23 protein-coding genes are annotated in these 25395 nt (G+C 48.5%); 12 read left to right on the top strand and 11 right to left on the bottom strand.

Annotated features, from left to right (window positions below):
* Positions 1–5: 5 nt before the first annotated feature.
* The 6 genes from pstA to V1499_RS18010 form a co-directional block, all read right to left on the bottom strand.
* A complete protein-coding gene (gene pstA / locus V1499_RS18035) occupies positions 6–878 on the bottom strand; it encodes a phosphate ABC transporter permease PstA (protein WP_409271341.1) in 873 nt (290 codons plus the stop codon).
* 3 nt (positions 879–881) lie between these two features.
* Positions 882–1811 (bottom strand): phosphate ABC transporter permease subunit PstC, encoded by a 930-nt coding sequence (gene pstC, locus V1499_RS18030; RefSeq protein ID WP_409271339.1) that lies wholly within the window; start codon positions 1809–1811, stop codon positions 882–884.
* A gap of 64 nt (positions 1812–1875) precedes the next feature.
* Positions 1876–2727: a phosphate ABC transporter substrate-binding protein gene (locus V1499_RS18025; RefSeq protein WP_409271337.1), complete on the bottom strand. Its 852-nt coding sequence runs from the start codon at positions 2725–2727 to the stop codon at positions 1876–1878.
* An 85-nt stretch (positions 2728–2812) separates the two neighbouring features.
* A complete protein-coding gene (locus V1499_RS18020) occupies positions 2813–4594 on the bottom strand; it encodes a stalk domain-containing protein (RefSeq protein WP_409271336.1) in 1782 nt (593 codons plus the stop codon).
* A 310-nt stretch (positions 4595–4904) separates the two neighbouring features.
* Positions 4905–5345, bottom strand: coding sequence for a CBO0543 family protein (locus tag V1499_RS18015; protein ID WP_409271334.1), 441 nt, complete (start codon positions 5343–5345; stop codon positions 4905–4907).
* A gap of 143 nt (positions 5346–5488) precedes the next feature.
* Positions 5489–6676 (bottom strand): DUF2515 family protein, encoded by a 1188-nt coding sequence (locus V1499_RS18010; RefSeq protein ID WP_409271332.1) that lies wholly within the window; start codon positions 6674–6676, stop codon positions 5489–5491.
* A gap of 71 nt (positions 6677–6747) precedes the next feature.
* Between V1499_RS18010 and V1499_RS18005 the strand changes: the two genes are divergently transcribed.
* A complete protein-coding gene (locus tag V1499_RS18005) occupies positions 6748–8919 on the top strand; it encodes a prenyltransferase/squalene oxidase repeat-containing protein (RefSeq protein WP_409271330.1) in 2172 nt (723 codons plus the stop codon).
* 327 nt (positions 8920–9246) lie between these two features.
* On the opposite strand, the gene V1499_RS18000 is transcribed toward V1499_RS18005, so the two are convergent.
* Complete coding sequence (locus V1499_RS18000; RefSeq protein ID WP_409271328.1) at positions 9247–9630, bottom strand: glyoxalase superfamily protein; 384 nt, start codon at positions 9628–9630, stop codon at positions 9247–9249.
* 220 nt (positions 9631–9850) lie between these two features.
* On the opposite strand from V1499_RS18000, the gene V1499_RS17995 reads away from it, so the two are divergent.
* Positions 9851–10132, top strand: a complete 282-nt coding sequence (locus tag V1499_RS17995; protein WP_409271326.1) for a hypothetical protein — start codon at positions 9851–9853, stop codon at positions 10130–10132.
* A 129-nt stretch (positions 10133–10261) separates the two neighbouring features.
* On the opposite strand, the gene V1499_RS17990 is transcribed toward V1499_RS17995, so the two are convergent.
* Both V1499_RS17990 and proC read right to left on the bottom strand, forming a co-directional pair.
* Entirely contained in the window at positions 10262–10456 is a 195-nt protein-coding gene (locus V1499_RS17990; RefSeq protein ID WP_409271324.1) for a hypothetical protein, read from the bottom strand.
* A 71-nt stretch (positions 10457–10527) separates the two neighbouring features.
* On the bottom strand, positions 10528–11361 hold the full coding sequence (gene proC / locus V1499_RS17985; protein ID WP_409271323.1) for a pyrroline-5-carboxylate reductase: 834 nt from the start codon (positions 11359–11361) through the stop codon (positions 10528–10530).
* A 1115-nt stretch (positions 11362–12476) separates the two neighbouring features.
* Between proC and V1499_RS17980 the strand changes: the two genes are divergently transcribed.
* From V1499_RS17980 to V1499_RS17970, 3 genes are all read left to right on the top strand, one after another.
* Positions 12477–13160 (top strand): SH3 domain-containing protein, encoded by a 684-nt coding sequence (locus tag V1499_RS17980; protein ID WP_409271321.1) that lies wholly within the window; start codon positions 12477–12479, stop codon positions 13158–13160.
* 438 nt (positions 13161–13598) lie between these two features.
* On the top strand, positions 13599–14054 hold the full coding sequence (locus V1499_RS17975; RefSeq protein ID WP_409271319.1) for a DivIVA domain-containing protein: 456 nt from the start codon (positions 13599–13601) through the stop codon (positions 14052–14054).
* A 114-nt stretch (positions 14055–14168) separates the two neighbouring features.
* Positions 14169–15410 carry a transglycosylase SLT domain-containing protein gene (locus V1499_RS17970; RefSeq protein WP_409271317.1) on the top strand — a complete coding sequence of 414 codons (1242 nt, stop codon included), beginning with the start codon at positions 14169–14171 and terminating at the stop codon, positions 15408–15410.
* Positions 15411–15618: 208 nt separating this feature from the next.
* On the opposite strand, the gene V1499_RS17965 is transcribed toward V1499_RS17970, so the two are convergent.
* Positions 15619–16689 carry an LCP family protein gene (locus V1499_RS17965; RefSeq protein ID WP_409271315.1) on the bottom strand — a complete coding sequence of 357 codons (1071 nt, stop codon included), beginning with the start codon at positions 16687–16689 and terminating at the stop codon, positions 15619–15621.
* Between the two features lie 164 nt (positions 16690–16853).
* Here V1499_RS17965 and V1499_RS17960 point away from each other — a divergent pair, with 164 nt between their 5' ends.
* Together V1499_RS17960 and V1499_RS17955 are read left to right on the top strand one after the other, a co-directional pair.
* Positions 16854–18032 carry an LL-diaminopimelate aminotransferase gene (locus V1499_RS17960; RefSeq protein WP_409271313.1) on the top strand — a complete coding sequence of 393 codons (1179 nt, stop codon included), beginning with the start codon at positions 16854–16856 and terminating at the stop codon, positions 18030–18032.
* A gap of 218 nt (positions 18033–18250) precedes the next feature.
* The gene (locus tag V1499_RS17955) at positions 18251–19177 is read left to right on the top strand and encodes an NERD domain-containing protein (RefSeq protein ID WP_409271312.1); all 927 of its coding nucleotides are present in this window, start codon (positions 18251–18253) and stop codon (positions 19175–19177) included.
* A 684-nt stretch (positions 19178–19861) separates the two neighbouring features.
* Here the strand turns inward: V1499_RS17955 and V1499_RS17950 are convergent.
* Positions 19862–20314, bottom strand: coding sequence for a DUF2269 family protein (locus V1499_RS17950; protein ID WP_409271310.1), 453 nt, complete (start codon positions 20312–20314; stop codon positions 19862–19864).
* A gap of 176 nt (positions 20315–20490) precedes the next feature.
* On the opposite strand from V1499_RS17950, the gene V1499_RS17945 reads away from it, so the two are divergent.
* From V1499_RS17945 to V1499_RS17925, 5 genes are all read left to right on the top strand, one after another.
* Positions 20491–20694 (top strand): hypothetical protein, encoded by a 204-nt coding sequence (locus V1499_RS17945; protein ID WP_409271308.1) that lies wholly within the window; start codon positions 20491–20493, stop codon positions 20692–20694.
* A gap of 127 nt (positions 20695–20821) precedes the next feature.
* Positions 20822–21253 carry a hypothetical protein gene (locus V1499_RS17940; RefSeq protein WP_409271306.1) on the top strand — a complete coding sequence of 144 codons (432 nt, stop codon included), beginning with the start codon at positions 20822–20824 and terminating at the stop codon, positions 21251–21253.
* A 42-nt stretch (positions 21254–21295) separates the two neighbouring features.
* Positions 21296–22069 (top strand): hypothetical protein, encoded by a 774-nt coding sequence (locus V1499_RS17935; protein ID WP_409271305.1) that lies wholly within the window; start codon positions 21296–21298, stop codon positions 22067–22069.
* An 18-nt stretch (positions 22070–22087) separates the two neighbouring features.
* Positions 22088–22780 (top strand): AAA family ATPase, encoded by a 693-nt coding sequence (locus V1499_RS17930; protein WP_409271303.1) that lies wholly within the window; start codon positions 22088–22090, stop codon positions 22778–22780.
* Between the two features lie 179 nt (positions 22781–22959).
* Positions 22960–25023 (top strand): Ig-like domain-containing protein, encoded by a 2064-nt coding sequence (locus V1499_RS17925; protein ID WP_409271302.1) that lies wholly within the window; start codon positions 22960–22962, stop codon positions 25021–25023.
* The last annotated feature ends 372 nt before the right edge of the window (positions 25024–25395 follow it).

The raw sequence follows: 25395 nt of genomic DNA, 5'->3' as shown, positions 1-25395 counted from the left end.
AAACCCTATCCCCGGTTCTTGATCCAGATTGGGATGCGGATGGTTAACGTGATCAGGAGGGTGATGAGGACGAGGAGGGCGGATGCTTTTTCGGCGATTTCCTTTGCGTCCTCGACGAGTGCCTCGGACTGAATGTACCAGAGATGGACTGGCAGCGTTCCTCCTTGCGACAATAAGTTGAAGTCCCACATTTCCCCGGATGTGCCTGTGCCACCGGCCATTAAAATGAGCGCGGATTCTCCGAAGGCTCTGCATGCGGCGAGGCTGATCCCGCTGATGATTCCGTTTAAGGCAGCGGGAATGACCACTTTGGCGATTGTCTGGAATTCGGTTGCCCCTAACGCGAAGGAGGCTTCCCGCAAATCAGGGCTGACCGCCTGGATTGCCTCCTCGGTCACACGGGTGATGACGGGGAGGTTCAAAAGTGACAATGTCACCCCGGCACCTAGTATGGTCAGGCCGATGTCAAAAACATCGATGAACAGGACGTAGCCGAAAAGGCCAAAGACAATGGACGGAACCGACGCCAGGTTCTCAACACAGGTGCGGATCCATCCTGTGAAGCGGTTGTCGGGCGCGAATTCAGCCAAATAAACGCCGGAGCCGACTCCAACCGGTATCGACATTGCCAATGAAATGAACAGGACATACGCCGAGTTGAACAAAAACGGGCCGATCCCGCCGCCAGCTTCAATTTCGCTTGGCAGGCCGACGAGGAAGCCTGGCGTAATCTTCGGCAATCCCTTTAATAAAATATAGACGAGTAAGCCGATAATGAGAATGAAAACTAGCGTTGTGATGGTCCATAATCCAACTGTGAATAACGTATTTGCGAATGTGTTCGCTTTTTTGAATTTGTACCGTGAACTGGCAGCCATGTTTTATACCCCTTTTGTCCGTAGCTTTCTAACGAGCACGATCAGCAGATTTGAGAGAATCAGCAGCAGGAAGGCCATCATGTAAAGCGCGTAGTTCCAGGTGGAGTCAAATTCCACGTCGATGATCTGGTTTACGATGTTGCTCGTCAGCACCGCGGTTGGGGTCAATAAATCGCCAGCCAATTGCGGCGTGTTGCCGATGACCATGACAACCGCCATCGTTTCGCCGATCGACCGTGCCATGCCGAGGATGATTCCTGTAAATATGCCGGGTGCAGCCGCCGGGAGGACTACTTTTAGCGTCGTCTGCATCCTCGTGGCGCCGAGCGCGTAGCTTGCTTCCCGGAGTTCAAAAGGGACGGCCGAGATGGCATCATCGCTGATCCTCGAAATGGTTGGCAGCACCATAATATTCAACACCAGCGCAGCGGCCAATAACCCGTCGCCCATCGTCGAGCCTGTGAGATCCCTTAAAAAGGGGATCAGGATGGTTAATCCTAAATAGCCGTAGACAATCGAAGGGATGCCGACAAGCAAATCCTGAACAGGGCGCAAAAGCCCTTTCAGCCAGCCAGGGGCAATTTCCGCGGTGAAAATCGCGACCGCGATTGAAATCGGCGCTGCGAGCAGCAGCGTCAACCCGGTCAGTTCAAGCGTCCCCAATATAAAGGCGCCCGCCCCGAATTTTCCGTCATAAGGCTCCCATACAGTTGAAAAAAAGAATTCCGTAAAGGAAACGTCCTTGAAAACGAGCAGCCCTGTTCGGCCAATAAATACGATAATCGATAAAAGGACAAGGCCCAATAACAGGACGCTAAATAAGCAAAAAAGCTTAAACAGATTATTTTTATAAATGGTCGTGACCTTGATGCGCTTGTCGTCCTTCCTGGGTGCCAGGTAGGGGATGTTTAATTCATGTTCGATTTTTGCCATGGTCTCCTCCAATAAACTAACATAATGCCAGCCGTGTGAATGGCTGGCATCTCGTTCGAACCGATTACTTCATTTGGCTGATTGGGATGAATTTCAATTTTTTCAGCGACCCGTTCTGGAATTTGCTGCTTTGCATATAGGCAATGAATTTGGCGTTGGCGCCGGTTGGTTTCCCTTTTGTGACAAGGTAGCCATAGCCCCATACCTTGTATTTTCCTTTAATGACATTGTCGGTTGTCGCGGCTACGCCGTTAAAGCTGACGGACTTGATATCCCCTTTTACATAAGCGAGGTCGACATAGCCGATTGCGTTCGGATTCGTTCCGACCGCGGAAACCATTTCCCCGCTTTTGCCAACTTCCTTGTAGTTATCGCCTTTCGTCATGAACTCCTTGCCGTCGAGCGCCTTCATTTGGTAATTTACACGCGTTCCGGAGCCATGCTTGCGGTTTACGACGACGATTTCGGCGTCCTTGCCGCCAACTTCTTTCCAGTTCTTGATTTTACCGGCATAGATGTCCTGTAATTGTTTCGTAGTCAGGTTGTTAACCGGATTTTCTTTGTTCACGATAGTGGCGAAAGGAATGACAGCAATTTTGTGGGCCACCAAACCGGAAAATGCTTTGAAACCAGGTACTGCTTCTGTCGGATCCCAGTCAATCGCGCCAATCGTCGCAGAACCTTTCAATACGGATTGCGGGCCGGCGATCGAAGACGATCCGGAGACGGTGACGGATACTTTCGGATTGACTTTCTTGTATTCCTTCGCCGCCTGCTGCGTCAGAGGAAGAAGGGCGGTTGAACCGGCGATGACTACTTTATTGGCTGAAGCCGCGGAAGCCTCGCCTCCAAATGTGAACCCGATGGCAGCAACGAATGCTGTGGCCGAGATTGCTAGACGTTTGATCAATTTCATTTAAATCGCTCCTTTTTATGGGTGGCCCAGGCCATCTTCCGAAGATTTGCGATGTGCCTGGGCCAATTTATTTAAAAAACGGGGGTTACTTCGTCAGAGCCTCAAAAGCTCCATTTTTGTAAAAAACGACTGTGTCGCCGGTGGTTCCTGGGGTGGTGGCCATGATGGATTTTCCATCACTAGACACGGTGAAGGACGTGAGTTCCAGTTTTGTTTCGAGTATTTTTGTTAATTTTTTCGTATTCGGGTTTACTTCATAGATGGTTGTGAGGTTTTCATTTGCTAAAATAAAGACCTTGCCCTGCGCTGTCACCGTGATGGCGAGAATGTCTTTATTCGCAATCAGATCCTCGGTTTTTTTGCTGTCGGCGCTCAGCAATTTTAACACTGGAAGGCTGTCGCTTTCGGGATCGGCGCTAAGGTACACAATGTTTCCGTTCGCAAGGAATGCGGGGGAAACTTTGTTGTCTGTCGAAGTTGTGATAGCCGCGGCCTCTTTCTTTTCGGCGTTTAGGTTGATGAGATAGATTTGCTCTTCGGTGCCGGTGATGTCGATGTCAATGACTTCAGAATTATCGCCTTCGGAAACTTTTGTGCTGCCTTCTTTTCCAACTGTATATAGCAGTTTTGTACCGTCGCTTGAAAGGCGCAGATTCGATTTATAGCTAAGTTTGTCCTTGAATATCTCCTTAATTTCCCCGGTCGAGATGTTGATGTAGGAAACCGCGTCACTTTTTTCGCCCTGGATGAAGTAAGCGCCTTTACCATCCGTTGCCCAAACGAATTCAACCTTAACGGAGTCATCGTTGCTATTAATGGTATTTACTTTTTTTGCGGTTAGGTCGGCGAGATGGACGGCTCCTGTTTCATCCGAGAAAATGGCGAGCTTGCCGTTCGGGGAAACGGTGAGTTCGGTTCCGTTGATTTTGAGAATCTCTTTCTTGGTCGGGATGTGCAGCAGTGCTGAACGGCTTTCTTCTTCGGTCTCTGAAGTGACAAGAATTGTCGTATTGTCCACCCACTGTGGGTTGAATGTGTCGCCGCTTGGCAGGCCGGCGGTAGAGACGAATACGCCGGTTTTCGTCGGCACAATGTCTCCGCCAAGGGAAGCGACGATATCGGAAAGGTCGGCGTAGACAATGCCTTTTAAAAGGATTGGATTTTGTTTTACTTTGCCGGTTTGGTTATTGACTGTGAGTGTATTTTGGTAAAGTTTTAGTTTGATTGTTTTGTTGGCTTTGGTAATTTTCACTTCTTTATTCGTTACGGTTGTGGCCGCGTTGAATAATTTCGCTACATCCTGGACGGAATGCAGCAGTTTGCCGTTTGCTGTGAGGGTGGCGACTTTTTTGTCACTGCCATCGACCGTTAGCGTTTTTGCTTCGGTTTTAAAAGAGCTGGAAGTTGAAATGAGCAGGTTTTTGTCCGCTAATACATCTCCGCCGAGCGCCCGGATGAAGGAAACAGGCTCGACGAACAAAGTGGCACCAATGACAACAGGCTTGGCTGCGAGCTTTGTCTGCTTGCCATTAACGGTCGCTGTGGCTGAATTCGCTTTGTACTCGACTTTTTTGAGTTGGCTGCCTGCTTTTTTCGATACAGTGAAAACCTTTGTTTTCGCGTTGTAGGTAATGGCCGCCGACATGGATGTGGCAAGCTGCTTGCTTGAATAAAGCTTTGTCTTGTTTACGGTACTTGTTCCAACCACTTTTTCCAGGCCATTCACTACCACGATTTCATTTTTCACACTTGCTTTGACAGTCTGCTGCACAGAAGCAGCGTGGGCTTCGTGCATGGCGACGGGCGCGAACAGGCTGCCCGATACAACCACTGCCGCAATGACCAAATTCGAAAATTGACGTTTCATTTCCAACCTCCATTAGTTATGTACTAAGAACCAGGACCTTCTTATGGGTTTTTATCCAAAAGAAGGAAACAAGCCCATTATATCCCTCGTATGTTAACGTGGTTTTAGAATTCTGTAAATTTTGTAAATTACAGGTAGAACTCGAGTAAAAAAAATCTAACAAAAACCTCGCAAAAAGGTGACAGAGTTTTTGAAGGCAAACAGTACCTCCGAAAATGCGAACAGTACACAGGCACCACCCGAATTTTCTTGTGTCACAGATGTGTTCCACAAATGAAAAGGGACCGGATTTTTAGACCCGGCCCCTACTTCACTTCTTCCATTTATAATAGAGATAAACAATTGTTAAGAAAATGGTATAGCCGTAGAAGGTGTAGATGTGTTTCCAAGATTGATGGTGTTCCATCAGGCCAAGCGTTTCGGACGTTTTTTCCATGGCAGCCATGAAGAGACTCATAACGAGGATGAGTGCGATTCTCGGTAGGGGATTTATCCTCTTGCAAATGAAAAGAAAACCAAGAATTAGAAGGGGAAGGCCGATCAGCGTAAACGCAATATTAATAGAAAAAATATGTCCCAGCGGCCTGACGGGAAAAGAGTAGAAGCCCTTTCCCGTAAAATAAAGGTCAAGATACGTGCCCAGCAAAGACCCGAGTAACGCAGCAGGCATCATTGGTTTGATTTCCGGAATGAATTTCCCTTTCCGAAAGCGCAAAGAGGGAAACCCGTTCAAAGATTTAATCATATTCATCTATTACTCTCCTCATATAAAAATACGAACAGTGCCTGTCACCACCCGACAAATCTTGTTTCACGGGTGGCCGGACCCTTGTTGAGCCGTCTGCCGCCCTACGTTTTGTTGTTTGCTTTAGGCGCTAGCTCCGTCCCCTAGCTTTACTCCCGCAAATGCCTGAGAATAATTGAACCGTCGTTCGTTTGGTTACGAAGGAGGAGGGCTTTTTTTGCTATTGCTGCCAGGTCGAGGCGTTCGAGTGTTTTACAGTAGTCTTGTTGGATTTCTCCTTCCACCACGTCCTTAAGCTCTATAAGATGGTGGACAGCATCCGTATCGGTGAACCAGTCGCCGGGTTCCGCGGGGGGATGCTGCTGGTTTGGCCAGGCGAACTCTAACCTTGGACTGAAAATTCTTGCTGCCCTTGGTGCGAGCCGGCAGGAGAAAATCCTCGGTTTCAGTTCGCTCCCCGGAGCGAATTCCTCGACGTCATTGAACAGGTGCGGCCAATAGTCCTTCCTCGAGCCGGTATGCGGATTCACCAGCGCCCATTCCTTCACCAGATTAAACCGTTCTTCATCCCCGAAAAGAAGCTTGTATAATTTTTTTCCTAATAAAATTCGCTTGTCGAGGCTTTCGAATTGATGGACGGTCAGCCCTGCAAGTTCCGTACGGCCGTCGTGGCGAATTGGAAACACAATATGGTTCATGGACAGCACGTCCTGAAGCAGGAACTCGAGCGTGTTGAAAACATTCTTTTTAAAATCAGGGTTCTGCAAAACGCGGGATTCCAAATAGCTTTGTTCGTTTACAACGAGTGCCACCGTAAGGGTATAGAGGTCCTTCTTCTTCCAGAAATAATCCCATACCGTCTCCATAAACGCTGAAACGCCCAAATGCGGCAAGAGGTGAAAGAGATTCCGGCCCCGTTTCACACTTTCTTCATATAAAAGGAACTGCGGGTACGCATCCTGGAAAATCAGCCAATTCCCGCGCTCCAAAAACGTGAAAAATGCTTCCGCTTCTTCCTTCGTCAAAAGCCTTCCTACCAAGCCCCCTTTCAAATCGGTCATGTTCCAGCCGCCATTCCGCGAAACCATGTGCCCCAAAAACGCCCAGTGAATTTCGGGAAACTTCACATAATAATCAAGATACGCTTTTGTGCGGGTGATGTTGTTCAGGTTTAGCCTGCTCGTACGATTTCGAATGTCCTGGACGATTCGCGCTTCGTGCGGAGGAAGCGATGCGTGAAGTTTCTTCTTTTTCTTAAGGTCTTTTTTCAGTTTTAAAAGATGGCCCGGGAGCGTGGGCCGATTTTTCAAAAAAAGCTTCAAAAACAATGGGGCCACCGCCTCTCGTGAATTGTTCAGCTTACAGGTGAATATGTATTTGGTAGGGAATTTGCCGGGGAGGTTGGTGGATGATGGGTGTGCAGGAAGGGATTCGGCGGCTTGTTGAACGGCAGAGGCGGGACCAGTCTCCGCGCGGGTCGTGGGAGTATCCGTTTGAGACGGGGGTTGGCACGGACTGCTATATGATCATTTTATTAAGGACACTTGAGATTCATGATGAAAAGTTTATCCGGGCGCTTGCAGAGCGTATTTTGAGCAGGCAGGGGGAGAACGGGGCGTGGAAGCTTTTTGCCGATGAAGGGGAGGGGAATGTGAGCGCGACGCTCGAGGCTTATTACGCTCTGCTTTATTCGGGGCTTTTGGAAATACGTGATGAGAGGCTTGCGGCGGCTAGGCGTTTTGTTGTGGAGAACGGCGGGATTCCGAAGGCACATATGTTCACGAAGGTCATGCTGGCGGTGACGGGACAGATGAGGTGGCCGGGGTTTTTTCCGTTTCCGCTTGAGATGATGCTGCTGCCGTTGTCGTTTCCGGTGAATATCTATAGTATTTCGGTGTTCGGGAGGGCGAACCTTGTACCGCTTATGATTCTTGCTGACCGGAAGTTTCAGGTGAAGACGGAGCAGAGCCCGGATTTGTCGGATTTGTGGATTCGGGATGACGGGGAGGTGGAGTTGTTCCCGGATGCGGATTCGTGGCGGGGGCTTGGGTCTTTTTTGAAAAATGGGCTAAAAACTCTTGCGGGGCTTCCTGGCGAGGTTCATCGGCTGGCAACTGAGCGGGCCAAGAATTATATGCTGAACCGGATTGAGGCGGATGGGACGTTTTTGGGTTATTTCAGTTCGACGTTTTTGATGATTTTCGCGTTGCTGGCGCTCGGGTATCGGAAGGATGATCCGGTGATTGTTGCGGCGGTCCGGGGATTGGCGGGGATGCGGACGGTTGTTGGCGGGCATTTGCATATGCAGTATACGACGGCTTCGGTGTGGAATACAGCGTTGGTGAGTTACGCGATGCAGGAGGCGGGGGTTCCGGCGGCGGATCCGATGGTGGCGCGGGCGAATGGGTATTTGCTGAGCCGGCAGCACCACCGCTATGGGGATTGGGTGGTTCACAACCGGGATGCGTCTCCGGGCGGATGGGGGTTTGCGGACAGCAATACGCTCCATCCAGATGTGGATGATACGACGGCGGCACTGCGGGCGATTTCGTGGAGTGTTGTAGGAGGGGCTAGGGCTGGTGGTAGTTCGGGGGTTGGTCTTGGGCATGGAACTGCGGTTTTGTTTGGGCAGGGTTATGGGATGCAATCGGGCTATGGAATGGGGCCAGGGATTGGGCAGGGTTTACCGGTTGGGCAGCATTTAGGGTACGGACAGGGCACAGGATATGGGGCGAATGTAAATTCGGGATTCATGTCGGGGCAAAATTTGGGGTATGGGCAGGGCCCTATCCCAGGTATGCCAGCTGGGAATAATTTCACGCACTCGGCTTCCGTTTCTGGTGGGGAGGCCCAGATGCCGGATTACTCCGGAGCCTGGCAGCGCGGGGTGCGCTGGGTCCTGTCCATGCAAAACGACGATGGAGGCTGGCCGGCTTTTGAAAAAAATACAAACAGCAAGCTGCTGGCGCTTTTACCTGTTCAGAAAGGGGAGTTTCTTTTAACAGACCCGTCCTCCGCGGATTTAACTGGGCGGACGCTGGAGTTTTTGTGCAATTATACATCGCTTCCGAAGAGCGATCCGGCGGTAAGGAAAGGGATTCGCTGGCTAGTGGAGAACCAGGAGAAGGATGGTTCGTGGTACGGGCGCTGGGGGATTTGCTACATTTACGGCACGTGGGCGGCGGTGACGGGGCTTCGGGCGGCGGGAATTTTTCCGTCAGAGAAAGTATTGTCGCGGGCAGCCGGTTGGCTGAAGGGGATTCAAAATGCGGACGGTGGCTGGGGCGAATCGTGCCTGAGCGACAGTGCCGGCAAATATGTTCCGCTTGGGGCGAGCACGCTGGTCCATACAGCGTGGGCAGTCGACGCGTTGATTGCACTGGCAGGTCGTGGGCGGCCAACTGAAGAAATCAATTCGGGGATCGGCTATTTGTTGGAGAATCTGGAGTCGACGGACTGGACGGAAGACTACCCAAAAGGGCAGGGAATGGCAGGCGACTTCTACATCCACTACCACAGCTACCGCTACATCTTCCCGCTGTTAGCATTAGCCCACTACCGCGCCAAGTTTGGGGAGTGAAACTGGGAAGTGAAATTCGAATAGGAAGCGGCCGGAAATTCTAAAAGAGACTGATACCTTGATATTTATATAGTTGAAAACTGCTCTACGTTTAATTTTTTGGGTTGTGGGATATCCGGGCTTTTTCTGACAACTTAACCGGATTTAGGCCTGTGCTTGTCAGATATCCGAGCTTTTTCTGACAACCTAACCGGATTTAGGCCTGTGGTTGTCAGATATATCCGCACTTATTCTGACACCCCAACTGGATTTTCGCTTGCGGTTGTCACATAAGCGGGGCCTATACTGACAACCCAACCCGATTTTTCCGATTTCTTGGCGGGCCTGTTACCTTCCCACATTTTCATAAAACACAATTCGATTGCCGAAAGGGTCGCCAACTCGGACTTCCCTCGTATGCCAAGGTGTAGTTTCAATGCCGGGACGGGCAAATTTGTATTGCTTTGATATAAGGTTTGCATGGAGCAGCTCCAGGTTGTCCACCTCAATCCTAATCGCTGCCCCGGGGCAGCAATCCCCATGGTTCTCAGTGAGGTGAAGAATGCAATTTCCATAAGAAACTTGCATGTATAGAGGGTAATCCTCTTCAAATCGATGTTCCCAATCCACCTTGAATTCCAAAAAGGATAAATAAAAATCTCTTGCTTTTTCCTCATCAAAAATACGTAGGATCGGAATTGGGCTTTTCATATTTTTTTTAGGCGTACTCATACTATTTCCCCCTTTATTACATGAAATTTAGGTGAATATGGGCATCTCCGTTACCGCTTATCATACGGTAACAAACATTTTTAAATTACCAAACCGGGTGCTGTAGCAGGCTTGGTCATGGTCAGAAAAACTTTCTGTTTTTACCTGCACCTCAACCGCAGGCATAATTTTGACGTTTCAACTAAATGATAGGAAGGTAAACGATTATAGAGGTGATTCCATGGCGAACAATGTATCGCTTTCCGAATTTGTCGCACGAGCGAAAGAAACCGGCGGGCAACCCGCCATACGTTTTAATGAAAAGGAAATTCGCCCTGACGGAATGGCTATCGGGGACGAAGACAGCACGACAGGCGCCAGCCAAAACCTGAAGGTACAGCTCGAACTCGAAACGCCAGCCGAGACCGTCGTCTATGAGAACGTGTACACCAATCAAGTTCAGTACGAAGAGGATATGAAAATTATCAAGGATTTACTGGAAGACTCAGGACCATTGAGTTAATTGAAAGGGCTCGCATCGTATCGGCTTGCGGGCCCTTTGTTTTGAAAAAAAACAGCACCAGTCAAAACGCAAGGCTTTTTTGAATAGGCCGGTAAGAAAAAAAGACTTCCATTATAACGCTTGAAAATACTATTTCTTTTCACAAATAACAGGAGACCAAAAGCCATCCTTTTTTATCACTACTTCCCCTACTGTATCAAAGTTGTCAAAGCACTTTTCAATAATAAGTTGATTTGCTTGATAATTTTTGTGCATCTGGTTAACCGCCAAACCCCCTAACGTTAGAATCGCGACACTTCCGACTATTGCGATAGGTAATTTCAATGTTGCTCTCTCCTTTTCTATTTACATATTTATTATAGGGTTTTCCGGCCAGTAAAGCTTGTCATGACAACTCACCCCGCCTCGAACTCCCGGCTAAGCATGCTGCCGAGTTTTTTGGACTGGGCGGTCGCTTCCAAAATACACTGAATCATCGAGTCATGAACCTGGTTGTTTTCAAGCACACGGATTCCGGCTTCGGTTGTGCCGCCTGGGCTTGTGACCTCATGCCGAAGCTGGCGAGAAGGCTTATCGGAAGCACGCAGCATTTCCGCCGCCCCGAGCAGCGTCTGGACGATGAGTTCCTTCGCCAAATCCCGTTCGAGCCCGATCTCGGAAGCGCTGTTCTCCATCGCTTCCACCAAGTAGTAAATATACGCCGGGCCGCTTCCAGACAATCCGGTCACCGCGTCGAGCTGGCTCTCCTCAACAAACGCCGCAAGCCCCACGGTTTCAAACAGCGCCTTAGCCTGGTCAGCTTGCTCTCCGGAAACAAACGAGTTAAACGCGAGGCCAGTGGCCGATTTTCCGATTGCCGCCGACGTATTCGGCATCGCCCGGACAATCGCGAGCTTTTTATCCGCTATTCGCTCTATCGTCCTAATCGAAAGACCCGCGAGCACGGAAATAACGAGCATATCCCCAGTCAAATATGGCATAACGCTCTCAAGCCCGGCCATCGCGTCTTTTGGTTTCATCGCCAAAACCACCGCTTCCGCATCCTCAAACAATGCCTTTTTATCATACGTAACCGTCACGCCATATTTTTCATCAAGCTCCTTGAGGCGTTCCCCGTCACGCCTGTTCGTCACCCAAATCTCGGCAGCCTTAACAAGCCCATTCGCGGCAATCCCCGCAATCAGCGCCTCAGCCATCGAACCCGCCCCAACAAACACCAATTTCCTCATCGGACCCGCCTCCTTTTTTAAAAATCGCCTATTATCGAAAAATACAAAAAGGCCCTTCATCCGCAAAGGACGAAAGGCCATTCTTCCGTGGTACCACCTTTATTGACCCTTTTTTTGGAAAAAGAGGACAACGCACCAGGACAGAAAATCCCGCGCTACGCCCCTTTTTACACAAAAAGGCTCACTCAAATCCACTATCGCCGGACACGCGGCCAGGTTTGCCTGGCAGCTCATAAGGTAGGTTCAATGGTCCAGAGGGCTGCGGAACCTTTCAGCCGGTGGGCCCCGCTCTCTTTCGCCGTATTCCATCTACTGGCCTTACTCAACGCTCTGCACTATATAGTTGGTGAATTTCAAAGCCATTAATTGAATTGAGCTATGCAGTAGCAAGTTTTTGATCATCAAAATGATTAACCGCCACTACACTCTACACAATACATTTTTTCGAATTTTCCAAAGTTTTAATTGTCATTATGCTGGAAACCAAGCCCCTCTGTCAAGTGAATTCTTTCTTTAAAAAAGTTTTGGATGAATCGGTTGCTTTACTTTAAACAGAGTTCCGTCCATTCTCTTGTTTGTAAAAGGAGTTCTGGCCAACCTCTACTTTTGTAAAAACGAGGTCCTGCCATCAAATCTTTTTGTAAAAGTGAGCTCCGGCCATCCAACTCTTTTTGTAAAAGTCAGTCCGTCTTTGGCACCATAGAATGGTCAATGAAAAGCGGTATTTTTATCGGATTTTGCTGGCGGATTTTGTGGTTTTATTTTTGGGGTTGGGCGAAAGGGATTTAGGGCGCTGTGCTTGAATTAATAGATTACCTCAAACAGGGCAGGGAACGGCCACACATTCAAGGAGCTTCCACTGGCTCGGGACGTTTCCCTGTAACCGCATTGGTTTCCTCGTTTTTGCTGCAATGCAATTTCATCACCAAACAAAATTCAAACCGATTTTTAAAAATTTTGAGCTCATACACCACTAGGACGATTTTCTCATTTTTGTATTTTTTGCATATGGTGGGGGTATGTGAGTAGAAAAAGGGGCGTTCGGGGCGGGGGTTCCGGCGCGGGAATGGGGGCGTTGGTCAATTTTCAAAAAAGCGGTTGTAAAAGGGTTGGTGTTGGCGGTTTTGGTTTTGGGGCTTTTTACGCCAGTGGGCAAGACGGAGGCGGTGGCCGCGGGGAAGACGGGTGTGGTAGAAATCAAAAGCGGCGTGCTTAATGTGCGGAGCGGGCCGGGGGTGAAGTACAAGAAGATTGGGTCGTTGAAGAACAAGGCGAGTGTGCCGGTTGCCTCGGTGAAAAACGGCTGGGTGCAGATTACATTCGGGAAAAAGACGGGTTATGTGTTGGACGATTATGTGCGCATCTACATGCCGATGACGGAGGCGGAAGCGAGGAAAATCGCGGACAGGGCGGATGCGGTGCAGCGGGTATCGTGGGAGAAGAGCTACACAAAGGCGCAGGTTTACGCGATTATGGAGCAGGCGTTCACGCGCGAGTTTGTGGACCGGTATTTCAAGCAGCAGTTCCGAACGGATGGGAAAGACAGCCGCGGAAATCAGCTGTATCACGTGATTGAGACGGAGATTTGGGGGCTGGCGCTGTATCCGCTCGACTGGGAGCTGAAGTACAATCCGAAGAAGCCGACGGTCGTGCGCTACCAGAGGGACGGCGTGGAGTATCTGTTCGTTTCGCAGTACCATCTCAATGAAATGAGCGGCAACCAAACGACGACGATTTGTTTTCTGAAAACGAAGGCGGGCTGGCGCGTTTATGATCATTTGGTCGTTTATGAGGAATAGAGTGTGTTAGGATTTTGTGAAAATTGAATGTGATGATACGGGTATATTTGCGGGCGGTCCTGATGGAGGGACCGCTTTTATTGCGTCAGGCATTAATAATAGCTAGTTTGGCATTATTATCGGGCGATTCGGCATTAATAAGACCGAGTTAGGCATTATTATCGGCGGATTCGGCATTAATAATGCATCAATCGGCATTAATATCGCTTCAAATCGGTATAAATTCGGACAAAATTAACTTGGCCACGATTCAATTTTCGGATATCGGCACCACCTTGATGCAGATTTTTCCTGGCTAGAAGTTGGGTATATAGTTTCAGAGAAAAGGAGGGCTGATTTCCTTGGGTTTCTGGTCTCATTTTCCAGTGGTAGGCCGACATGAAGCTGTGCAATGATACGAACTAAGAGACGACTAAGAGATTGCTAGGAGGTTTGCTTGTGATTCAGGAAATGATCGATTTGGCGATTGGGAAGTTCCCGAAGCTGGCCAAGGCATATGAACAGAAGCGAGGTCAGGGGTTTGCCGCGACAAGCGTTTATACTCAAAGCGTTGCTGTGGAGACGGGTGACGTTATTTCTGTGGTTGAATTGACAATGGCGGGACCGGCGGGGGAGTCGATTCTCCTGACCTACTCGTATTCAAAGGGTGTGCTTGATATCCTTTTAGAAAGAGATCTTCCTGGAGTTCAGCAAAAATATGATTCGAACCTTTTGTTAAGCGGACGGGACATTCAAGATAAGGAATTTAAGCGAAAGCTGGTACGCGGGTATGACCCGTCGGATGTCGATGCGTTTTTGGATGTGATTTTCAAAGATTATTCTTACATTGAAAAAGTGTTAATTAAGGAAAATAAGATATTAAAAGACGATATTGAGAAGCTGCGAAGGAAGTAGTTTTGGACCAATTTTGGAAAAATTACGCTGTTGGTTTGGACATTTTTGGTGATTTTCAAGTATGATAGTGTGAGAGATAGTTTTGCGAGATTAACAGATTGGAGCAGTGACGAGTTGAAAACACTATTGAAAGCAGCGGTCCTTACACTACTAGCCCTTGGATTTTATCATGAAAATGCTTCAGCAGCTGAACCGGGGTGGGCCTCGAAGTGCTCGAAGTTTGGCGCGCTGAAACCGAATGAAAACCCGTCCTTCCAACACATGAATTGCCTGCTGACAAGCGCGGCGATTGCGTTTGACGTCCCGCCGGAAGTTGTGAAGGGAGTCGCGAGCCAGGAAAACGGGAAGTGGAAACAGTTCGATGCCGATGGTGAGCCGGTCATTTCTGGGGATGGCGGAATCGGAATCATGCAGATTACGAACAAGCCTGACTTGGACCAGGAGAGCCTGAAAAACGATGTTTATTACAATATTGAAAAAGGAGTGGAGGTTCTGGCGTACATGTACACCAGGACGGATATTCCGAAAATAAAGAACACCGGGCGGCATGACATTGAAAGCTGGTATTTCGCGGTTATGGCCTATAATGGAACGAAGCCGGTGAACAGCCCGATTACGAGAGAGGGCGTGCCGCATCCAGACGCCTACCAGGAAAAAGTATTCCGGAATATTGAAAACGACAGCCTGCTAAACGGCGGCAAATTGGTGAAGCCGGAGTTCAAGGTGAGCGATTTTGATTACAATCGGGATAGTACGGACAACATAAAGTTTCCGACAATGGCCTATACGATTAAAGGGACAGTGCATCCGTCAGCTTATTTTTATAATAAAAATGAAAAGGTTGCTACGACGATTGACGGTGCGGTTCTAAGGTCAGGGCCGGGGACAGGCTCCACTAAGGTAAAAACGCTCGGCAAATTCTCAGCACTGACAATTAACGGGGATTTCGTGTACGATACTTCGGCGAACCCAAATCAGTTTGTTTGGATTCCTGTCGTGACATCGGATAAAAAAGTGGGATACATTTCATCGGCGTACGTGACGAAGCCTGTCTGCACGCCATGTTTGCAGTACAAGAAGGGCCAGAAAATTTATTGGGAGAAATATAAGTGGGAGCTTGTACCGGGGCTGCTTGGCCGTTTGACCATCCTTCAGGATACGCCTCTGTTGTCCAATGACGGCAAGGTTGTGAGGATGCTGAAAAAAGGCCAAGTGTATAAAATTTATGGATTTAAAAAAGACGAACTCCGGGTGGGCGCCGGGCAGTTCGTCAAGCGCGAACCAAAAAAAGTAAGCTACGAAACACCTAGCAAAGCGAAGCTCGACGCAGTCAAATGCATCGCCAATTTTTATTGAAATTAGTTCGGTCGGGGCGGACAGATTACACTGTCCGCCCCGGTTTTTTTTGATGGAAATGCGAAAAATACGAACAGTGCCTGTCACCACCCGGGAACAGTGCCGGAATTTGTCGAAAAATGGGTTCCGGGTTAGGTGCCAGGCGCCAGACTGGGACAGAAACGCCTCGCCCGTATACCAGGCACCAACCTCACCGCGAAGCCCATTATTAGAGTTTTAGATGCTGTTTGAGTTCGGCTTGGACACGCTGCCTTTCTTCCTCGGGGACGAGGTAGTAGTAGATGGCGTTGATTTTCTTGCCTGTTCCGTTCAGTTCGATTTGGTAGATGTTTTTCGCTGCACCCTTATAATTCGTGGCGATGCCAACCATTTGGTCGACGGTTAGATTGGTTTTGATGGACTGGCCCAGTTCAGCGGAAATTTTATCAAAATTGGCTAGCGATGAGATGGACGCGCCCTTGTCGAGGACAGACTTGATGATGGCCCGCTGCCGTTCCTGCCTGCCGAAATCACCTTTCGGGTCCTCGTAGCGCATCCTCGCATAGTTCAACGCCGACTCGCCGTCGAGCGCAATTTCCCCTTTTGAAAATTGATCCTCGCCATACGTGAACGCGAATGGATTCGTGACTGTGACTCCGCCAACCGCATCGACAAGCCCGCTGAATCCCTCCATATTCACTTTTACATAATAGTCAATCGGGATATCGAAAAACTGTTCGACCGTTTCCATCGCCATTTCCACTCCGCCAAACGCATAGGCGTGGTTGATTTTGTCCTCGCCACCCCGCCCCGCAATCACCGTCCGCGTATCCCTTGGGATGCTGACCATTTTTACAGAGCTGAGGTTCGGATTAATGGTCAGCACGATCATACTGTCGGTCCGGCCGCGGTCTCCCTCGCGCTCATCGACTCCTAGCAGAAGGACCGAAAACGGCTGCTGCTTCTCTATCGTGGCCTGTTTCACCCGTTTCGGTGATTGAACGCGTTCAATCGGCGCATGCATTGTATCCGCAGCCTTGGATAAGGAATGGTAGACCGTAAAGGCATAGCTCCCTCCTGCAAGGAAAAGGGCAATAAAGCCTGAGAGTGCAATCAATAACAACCGTTTCTTTTTCGTCCCCGCCATTGTCATCAATCCTCCAGCATTTTCAGCAACATGGATAGCTATACAGAACATTTTATTTTGCCGCGGCACAGGGTATGATTCCCGTTGTGAAAATAAGTCCCTGTAGCCATAGAACGTTATTGGCCTTATGAATGTTGAATTCTTAGAAGTCATACCCCCCCTTGTGTTTATAAAATATCCCCTGAAATCTCTTAGAACTTTTAGCGGCACGCTGAAACATCCTGTGTTATACTGTTAAAATAATTTTTAACATTCACTAAATTATCATACACGGCCTATTTTACAAAAAAAAATTCCCGTATTAAGGAGAGTTGCATATGAAGATTACACCATCGACGATATTGGAAAAGTTGCCATCCGGGATTTTTCTAGACCTGGCAAATCGCAAGCAAGAGCTCCTGAAAAAGGGTGTGGATGTAATTGATCTAAGTGTCGGGAGCCCCGATTTACCTCCATCTCCACTCGTTACGGAAACGATTGCGAAGTACAGCAGCGACCCGCTGAATTATGGGTACACGCTAAAGGGGACCGCGGAATTCAGTGAGGCCGTGAGTTATTTTTACAAGCAGCGCTATAACGTGGATATCATTGCGGAAAAAGAAGTTTTGCAGCTGATGGGGTCGCAGGACGGGCTGTCGCATTTGGCGCTCGCGCTCGTGAATCCGGGCGATTATGTGCTTGTGCCGGACCCGGGCTACCCGATTTACGAGGCAAGTGTGGCGATTGCCGGGGCTGAGGCTTACCCAATGCCGCTTCATGAGGAGAATGATTTCCTTCCAGTACTTGAGGACATTCCGGCGGAGGTTCTGGCGAAAGCGAAGCTCATGATTCTCAGCTACCCGGGGAATCCGATTCCGGCTTTGGCGGACAGGCGCTTTTTTGAAAAAGTCGTCGCGTTTGCGAAAAAACATGAAATTCTCGTCTTGCACGATTTTGCGTATTCTGAACTGATTTTTGACAACCGCCCGCAAATCAGTTTCATGTCGGTTGAGGGTGCGAAAGAGGTAGGCATCGAGTTTAACTCGCTTTCGAAAACGTTCAACATGGCGGGCTGCCGGATTGGCTACGCGGTTGGGAATGAGCAGGCAATCCGCATCCTTGCGGCGTTCAAATCGCATATCGACTACGGCATTTTCCTGCCGATTCAAAAAGCGGCCGTAGCGGCGCTTACTTCGGATTTTGTAGACCTTGCCGATCGGGTGAAAATCTACGAAAATCGCCGAGACACACTTATTGAAGGCTTGAACCAAAGCGGCTGGCAGGTAAAATCATCCCCGGCCACGATGTTTGTTTGGGCAAAAATCCCGGAAGGCTGGACATCCCGTGATTTTGCGTTTCAGTTGTTGGATCATGCGGGCGTAGCGGTCGTACCGGGCGACGCATTCGGCAAGCAAGGCGAAGGTTACGTGAGGATAGCCCTCGTCCAACAAGCGGAAAGGCTCGCGGAAGCAGCCGGGCGGATTCGGGAGTTTTTGAAGGTTAGAGTAGAAGTATAATAAGAGTTTTTTCCATTTTTTCATATTTTTAAAGATGAAACCTTGATGAGATAACAATTATATAAGGTAAACTACTATCGTAAGCAAATCCATTGCCAGGCACCGTCAAATCGCGTTGTCTGGTCTTTTTTTGCAAAAAATTCATAAATGTCCGGTGGATAGACAGGAAACTTTTGTAAAATAAAATTGTGTCGATAAATTGAGAAAGGTTGTGAATTATGCTGTACAAACCGCGTACTGAACCTGGTGAGTTGACGGTGCTGAGGATGCTGGATATTAGGTCGGCCTTGGCTGAGAAGGATGCGAATTATTATGCCAATAAAAAGAAGGGGTTTGAAGGGGAGCTGATGTTTGATGAGTGGACAGGCCGGCTTCAAAGTGAGTGCCTTGTCTTGAACGACCTGCTTTTCGAGTTCAACAACACGACGTTCCAAATCGATTCGCTGATTGTGGCTCCCGAAAGGCTTTACCCGTTTGAAGTGAAAAACCTCTATGGCGACCATGTCTATGAAGCAAAGAATGACCGGATTATCAGGCTACCTGATGTGGATGTTACGAATCCGCTGCTTCAAATGGCCCGCAATGATTCGCAGCTCCGCAATATGCTCCACACGCTTGGCTACTCTCCACAAATACAATCAACCGCCGTATTTATTAACCCCGAATTTACCTTATTCCATGCTCCTTACGACAAGCCAATGCTCGTGCACTCCCAGTTAAACCGCTTTTTTAAAAAATTCGATTCGCGTAAAACGAGGTTGACGAAAAACCACTATCAGCTTGCGGATCACCTAGTTGCCCTGCACCAGGTGGAGTCTCGTTATTCTAATGTCCCGGCTTATGAGTATGATGGGTTGCGAAAGGCGCTTTTCTGTGGGCGGTGCGGCTCGGCTTTCGTTGGGGTGGAGGGGCATTATTGTGTTTGTGGGGCTTGTGGAGAAAGAGAAATTGTTGATGCTGCAGTCATGCGGCATGTGTGGGAATACAAGGTTTTATTCCACGGGAGGAAAATAACTACAAATGATATTTTTGAGTGGTGCGGGGGAAGGGTGTCGAAGCGGCGGATACGGAGGGTTTTAGAGAAAAACTTAGATTTAGTAAATAAACGTCGTTGGTCCTTTTATGAATATATTCGCGAACATTAAACATTAGCTTGCTTATTCTCCTCGTTCTCGTGTATCCCTTCTAAAGACCATTTTGAAGGGTTACTTAGGGTGAAACGGTCTTGAAGCCGCTTATAAAAACCGTTTTGAAGGGGTTCCTAGGATGAAACGGTCTTGATGCCGCTTCTAAATACCGTTTTGAAGGGTTACTTAGGGTGAAACGGTCTTGATGCCGCTTCTAAAGACCGGTTTGAAGGGTTCCTTAGGGTGAAACGGTCTTAATACCGCTTCTAAAGACCGTTTTGAAGGGTTACTTAAGATGAAACGGTCTTGATGAGTCTTATGCTCAGAATAAGTTCAATAATTTACTTCTTAAATCAGTCCACGGTACTTTTAATTCACTTCTTGGAGTGAATAATACGAATCAAACTCGCTTCTTTAATAAAAAGCTAGCTTGGCTGGCCTTTCGTTAACATCGTCTTTGAACTTGATAGAAACATAGAAGCCAATGTTCAGCCTGGTTTCGGTGTTTCTGCGGGGCGCGGCCGCTTAAGCAAATTTAGAAAAGACTTGCCTGGCTCTCCATTAACCTGTTTTTAAACTTAATAGGAAATAGAAGCCAGGTTCTGCCTGGCTTCTGCGTTTTTACACGGTTATGTCCCGGTGCCGGAGCGCCGCACCCGGTGTGTACAAATACTTGTGGCATGGGCCCTTTTTCACAAAAAATCAAAAGGGCTTGGCGACCATGAGGATGATGAGGATGATGGCGGCGGCGTGTGTGATTTGGTTGAGGCGGTCCATTTGCCGGGCGATGGTGAGGTAGGCTTCGGGCAGGCCGTCACCTGTGTGCTCCTCGAGGATTTGCTTTTGCTGCTTGATTTTTTTTGGCAGGATGCCGGCGACGATTGGCTGGACGGCGATGTAGATGACGATTGAGGCGATGTACCAGAATTCCTTGAATAGGCTGGTTTCGAGGGCGCCGAGGATAAGTCCGGTAAGCAGGAGGGTGATGCTGCCGATTTTGGCAATCTTCTCGATTCCGTCGAGGATACCAAAGGTAAATTGCGCCTGTGAGGGGGTTTTCGGTTTTTTTGCGATTGCGGGCAGGGCGAAGGTTGCACCGATTCCGACGATGGCGGCGATGATGTGAATCAGGACGAGAAAGTGATAAAGGTCCATGGTTGTTCCTCCTTATACGTTTAGTTGGGGTGTTACCAAATTATGCTTGGAAATTGTGGATAATTACGAAACAGCTTAAAAATAATTCGATTACCGAACGTTTTTGAAAATTCAAGCTACTCGTCTAAATAGTGGTGGTATATAATGGAATAAACTTGCCGAAATGGGGGATTTGGATGTCGGAAAAGGATAGGGACCGCCTTGAGAGGGAAATGCGGAAAGACCCTGGTTATACGTTCAACGAGGCACAGCGCCAAGGGTTAACCGGACCGCCGGGTGAGTTTTTCCGCGGGGGCTGGAAGCAAATCCTGTTTAACATTGCGGTGCTGGCGTTTGTCATTTTCGCTTTTGTTATGCTAACAAGGTGGTTTATAGGCTAATGGCAGAAGAGAAGGAGCTCAGCGGCGGGCAAAAAGCCGTTTTAAAGGGGATGGCGGAATCCTACCCACGTTCATCTTAATCGAATTGTTCATAAGGCTTTTCCCGTATACCGGCCTTGCACGCATTTTGGCTATCCCGCTTATTCTTTCGGTAAACCTTGCGCTCGTGGCTGCGGCGATTTACCTTACCCGAAAAGGAACCGCTCACCGCAAAAACAGGTTTATTTGGCTAATTACTCTCCTCCTGACGATAAGCTCGACGACTACCTTTTATCCCCAGGAATTTAGCCCCCATGTAGCCGTCCAAATCCGGGACAGCATCACAGCCTTGAAAAATTACAACAAGATAAAGCCGGAGGACTTAGAAAAGGGTGACGAGGAAACGTACGTTGTTGCTCTCTTTAAGTTTCGAAAATCAATCCCTTTAGACGGAACTTTTTACCTTTATGGTCGTAAAGATGAGGAAGACGAAAAAATACATACTCTTGCCGATATCCCTCGCAAGCTGTACCCTCACCATAGGTTGATGTGGCGGTATATGGAAGCGGCGGGGAAGTAATTCAAAACCTTCGCGCTGCGCCATGAAAGGAGACTGTGCCAAATGAAATTCCGGAATTTCACAAGAACGTCCTTAGCATTCTTCAAGCTCTTTTTTAAAAATGCGATAAGCTATAAAGTGTCGTTTATTTGGACTCTACTTTTTCCGACCATCATGATGTCGTATTCGGCGAGGGCGTGGTTTGCCGCAAAGCCGGATATCGGTGAATTTGTTCCGATGTACTCGTTCTATTTAGGGTTCATGGTGGTGATGACAACTGCGAACGGTGTTGGCGTGGGTCTCCTCAACTTGAGGGAATTCGGCTTTTTAAAAATGTTCAAGTTTGTAGCTGGCAATAAATATACGGTCATCGCGGGGTTTTTCCTCGCCCAGTTTACCTTCCTGCTGCTGAATATAAGCGTGTTTTCGATCGTTACTTCACTGTTTTTTGTTCCACATTTACTATTGCAAATTGTATTCATTTCACTATTAATCGGGCTTGTAACAATCCTGCCGGTTGCGTTCCTTTTTTCGTGGATACCTGCATTGAACTTGAAGGCGGAATCCCTGACCCCGATTACCATGTTGTTACCGGTCGTCCTGTCGTATTTATCAATGATAACGCTTGAGGCACGTGAAACAGGCCTTGTGTTCCTGGCGCTGCTGAATCCCGTGGAATTTGTGGCAAGGATGGCAAGGAATCTGTTCACCATCGGCGGGTACGAATCCTCCGCAACCCCGCCAGTCCTATTCTTGGCAATCATTTTATTGTTTTCTTCGTTAGGTTTTTTCACATTAAGGCGGATCGGGATTGTTTCAAAAATTGCCCGAAATTAACGATGGAGTGTTGAAATCATGAAGATACGGAATCTATCTTTTGCTTATGGAAATAAGAAAGTTTTGAACGAAATCTCGCTCGTTTTCGCTTCGGACAAGGTGAACGTTATCCTCGGGCAAAATGGGGCGGGGAAGACGACGCTTTTTGACCTGATATCCGGCGCGCTTGATGCGAATGGGGGAATCATCGATGCGCCGCGGGAAGAGGAAGTAATTTATCAGCTTCAAAGCGTGCCATTTCTCTATATTTTAAAAGGAAAGGACATTGTGAGGCTGTTCTTTCAAACCGATTTTCGCAGGAGGGACTCGAAGGCAGCTTTCAAAACGCTCGACCAGCGTGAGGAACTTCTATTAAAAAAGCTCTGGGATACTCCGTACGGCAAAATGTCGCTTGGGGAACGGCGCTGGCTAATTGTATCATTGATATGCCAAATGGAAAGGAAAGTCTATATTTTTGACGAACCCACGAGCGGAGTTGACCCCGACTCGAGGATCAAAATTTTAAAAAGAATTGAAGATTTGGCGAAACAGGATGGCACGCTCGTCCTTATGTCGACGCATATTTTGCATGAACTTGAGTATGTGGACTCCAGGCTTTACCTGCTCAATGGCGGCACAATCAGTTTTCAGGGCACGTACGTGGAGTTTCTGGAGGAGACCGGCACAACAAATCCGGACGTCGCCTTCAATATCTTGACAGGGGCAATGTAGTGCGATGTCCATTTTTAAAAAAAAGAAAGGGGTAAGCCGATAAAGGCTTGCCCCTTATTATTATGTAAAAATACCATTTTTGGTAATAAAGGAAGGAACTAATTTTAGAGGAAAGAGTTGCCGTTTCAATCTAATTGGTATATTTATATAATTTAGGTTGAAAAGGGGGTTTTTACATAATGAAAAGGATAACTATCTTATTATTGTCCTTGCTGTTGTTCGTGTCGCCATTTCAGGCGAACGCTGCGACAAGCATTGTGACAACGGTGGACCGGGCCATAGTCCAGATGAAGAAGGCCTACCACCAGTACAGCGATGTGACGGCGACTGGAAAATTCGCGAACATCACTGATGTGTACAAGGAATACAACGCGGCCAAAGCGGCATACGCGAGCGCGAGGGCAGCTGTTGTAAAACGCGGCGGAACGCAAAAGGCGGCGCTGCTTTTAAAATTGGATACGAACTACAAAACGTACATCACCGAGCGGGTCATCCCGTACATTGACGCGTACAATTATACTGTCAAAAATGTCATGGCGAACACCGACGCTCTTCAAAAGAGCATCAATGCCGGCGACCTTGATGGCGTCCAGTCGTACTACCACGAAATTTCTTACCAGCTGAAGGCACGGACGGTCATCATTTACCGCGTATACGGCCTGACGACGCGGAACCTCTTTAAAGCGTACAAGCAAGAGGCGCAGGATCTCCGCGATAGTATGATTTATGATGTGTCCGTCGCGATGAAGCTTGACCAGCTGGACAAGCTGCTCGACGGGGGGCTTGAGGACAAGGAACTCGCCGCCGCGAAGGATGCGGCTCGCCAGGTGAACGAGTACCTTCCAAAAGTCAGCGGTACATTCAAGGCTAAACTGACCGAGCAGGCCGAAGTGGTGATGCCGAAATACGAGGAGGCGCGCCCGGCGGGAGTGACAGGCGTGGCAGCCGTCAATGGAACGGTAACCGTTACGCTGGATAAGCAAGTAACCGAGGTGCCTGAAGAGCTTGTTTTTGTAAAAAATGGCCAGGCCATCGAGATTGCATCGGATGCGATAACGGTGGATGGGAACAAGTTGGTTGTTGCGGTCCCAAAAGTGGAGCGCACGACTGTGAAGCAAGAAATCGTTTATGGAATAAAGCTTGGCAGCGGTGAAGCTGTAAATGCGGCTCCAATTGTGCTTGAACCGCTTATTGCACCGGAAGCTCCGGTGGTAACCGGGATTGACGGGGATGTTGTGAAGTCGGCTACCCCTGCGGTTAAAGCGGTGGAAGGCGTGGAGTACACGGCCGTCCTCAAAAAAGACGGGGTGGAAGTGCCGGGTTATGAGCTCGGTTCGGAAATCCGTGCAGATGGCAATTATGTACTGGCTGTAACAGCTGAGCATGATAACTTAATGGCTACGGTTGAGGTGAAGTTTACGATTGATACAACGCCTCCAACGGTCACGTTCGATGTGGCGGATGAAACAGTTTACAACGGTTCATATGTGGTTAGCGGGACTGTGGAGGCCGGCGCGGCTGTTACCGTGAACGGTGAAGCGGCAACGGTTGATTCTGAAGGCCGTTTTACGAAAGAAATTGCTTTGGCGGAAGGCTTGAACCGGATCGTTGTTGTTGCTTCGGACGCGGTGGGCAATACGACGGAAGAGCTTTCCAAGGCTGTGACGTATGTTGAGAAGGTTTCATCGGTAGGGTTGCCTGCGAGCGCGACTGTGAAAATCGCAGGGACAAAGCAGTTGAACGCAGTTGTCTCCCCGGCCAATGCAACGAACAAAAGTGTTTCGTGGTCAACTTCGGATCCTAGCGTGGCTGTTGTTGATGAGAATGGGATCGTGACCGGGGTTGCGGAAGGAACGGCGACCATTACGGCAACAGCGGAAGGGAAAAGCGCGAGCACGGTTGTAACAGTTAGCGACCGGCCGCAGCTTGTGCTGAACAGCTATCCGTCTGTGCTCATCAACAACGTCATCCAATCTCTTGCGGTCAACGTGTACAGCCGTGATGAACAGGCTGTCACTGTCGAAAAAGTCGAGATATACGAAAAAGGAAGGCTCTACACAACGTATACAGCGTCTGATTTGGAAAGCGCCGGTATCAGCGCAACCATCAACCCATACGCCAGTTGGGGCTTCAGCATCAACTACAAATTCGGCATGTGGCTCGACAACAGTAAAACCAAAATCACAGTAAAAACACAAAACGGCAAAACATTTGAGTTCGAAACAACGATAAAATCGTTTTAACACAAAAAATTAGGGTACGGCCCCGCTCCGGGATAAAAAAATGTCCTGGTGGAGCGCAAGCCCTCTAGGATAAAAAGCAGATCGGAATTGGCTCCGGTCTGCTTTTTTCTTTCGGATATAGCTTCAAGCTAGAAGGGAGAAATTATTAATCTATTAAAAAGAACCTAAGACGGTTCATCAAGACCATTTCGTCGGGGGAACATCCTCAAAACGGTCCTGGGAGGGTCATCAAGACCGTTTCCTCGGGGAAACTTCCTCAAAACGGTCTTTAGAGGGTCCATCAAGACCGTTTCCCCAAGGGAACTTTTCTCAAAACGGTCTTTAGAGGGTCCATCAAGACCGTTTCCCCACGGAAACTTCCCCAAAACGGTC

The sequence above is a fragment of the Neobacillus oceani genome (assembly GCF_046237595.1).
Lineage (GTDB): Bacteria > Bacillota > Bacilli > Bacillales > Cytobacillaceae > Bacillus_D > Bacillus_D oceani.
The sequence above is the reverse complement of the archived record's forward strand: the minus strand, read 5'-3'. Positions and strand labels throughout refer to the sequence as shown.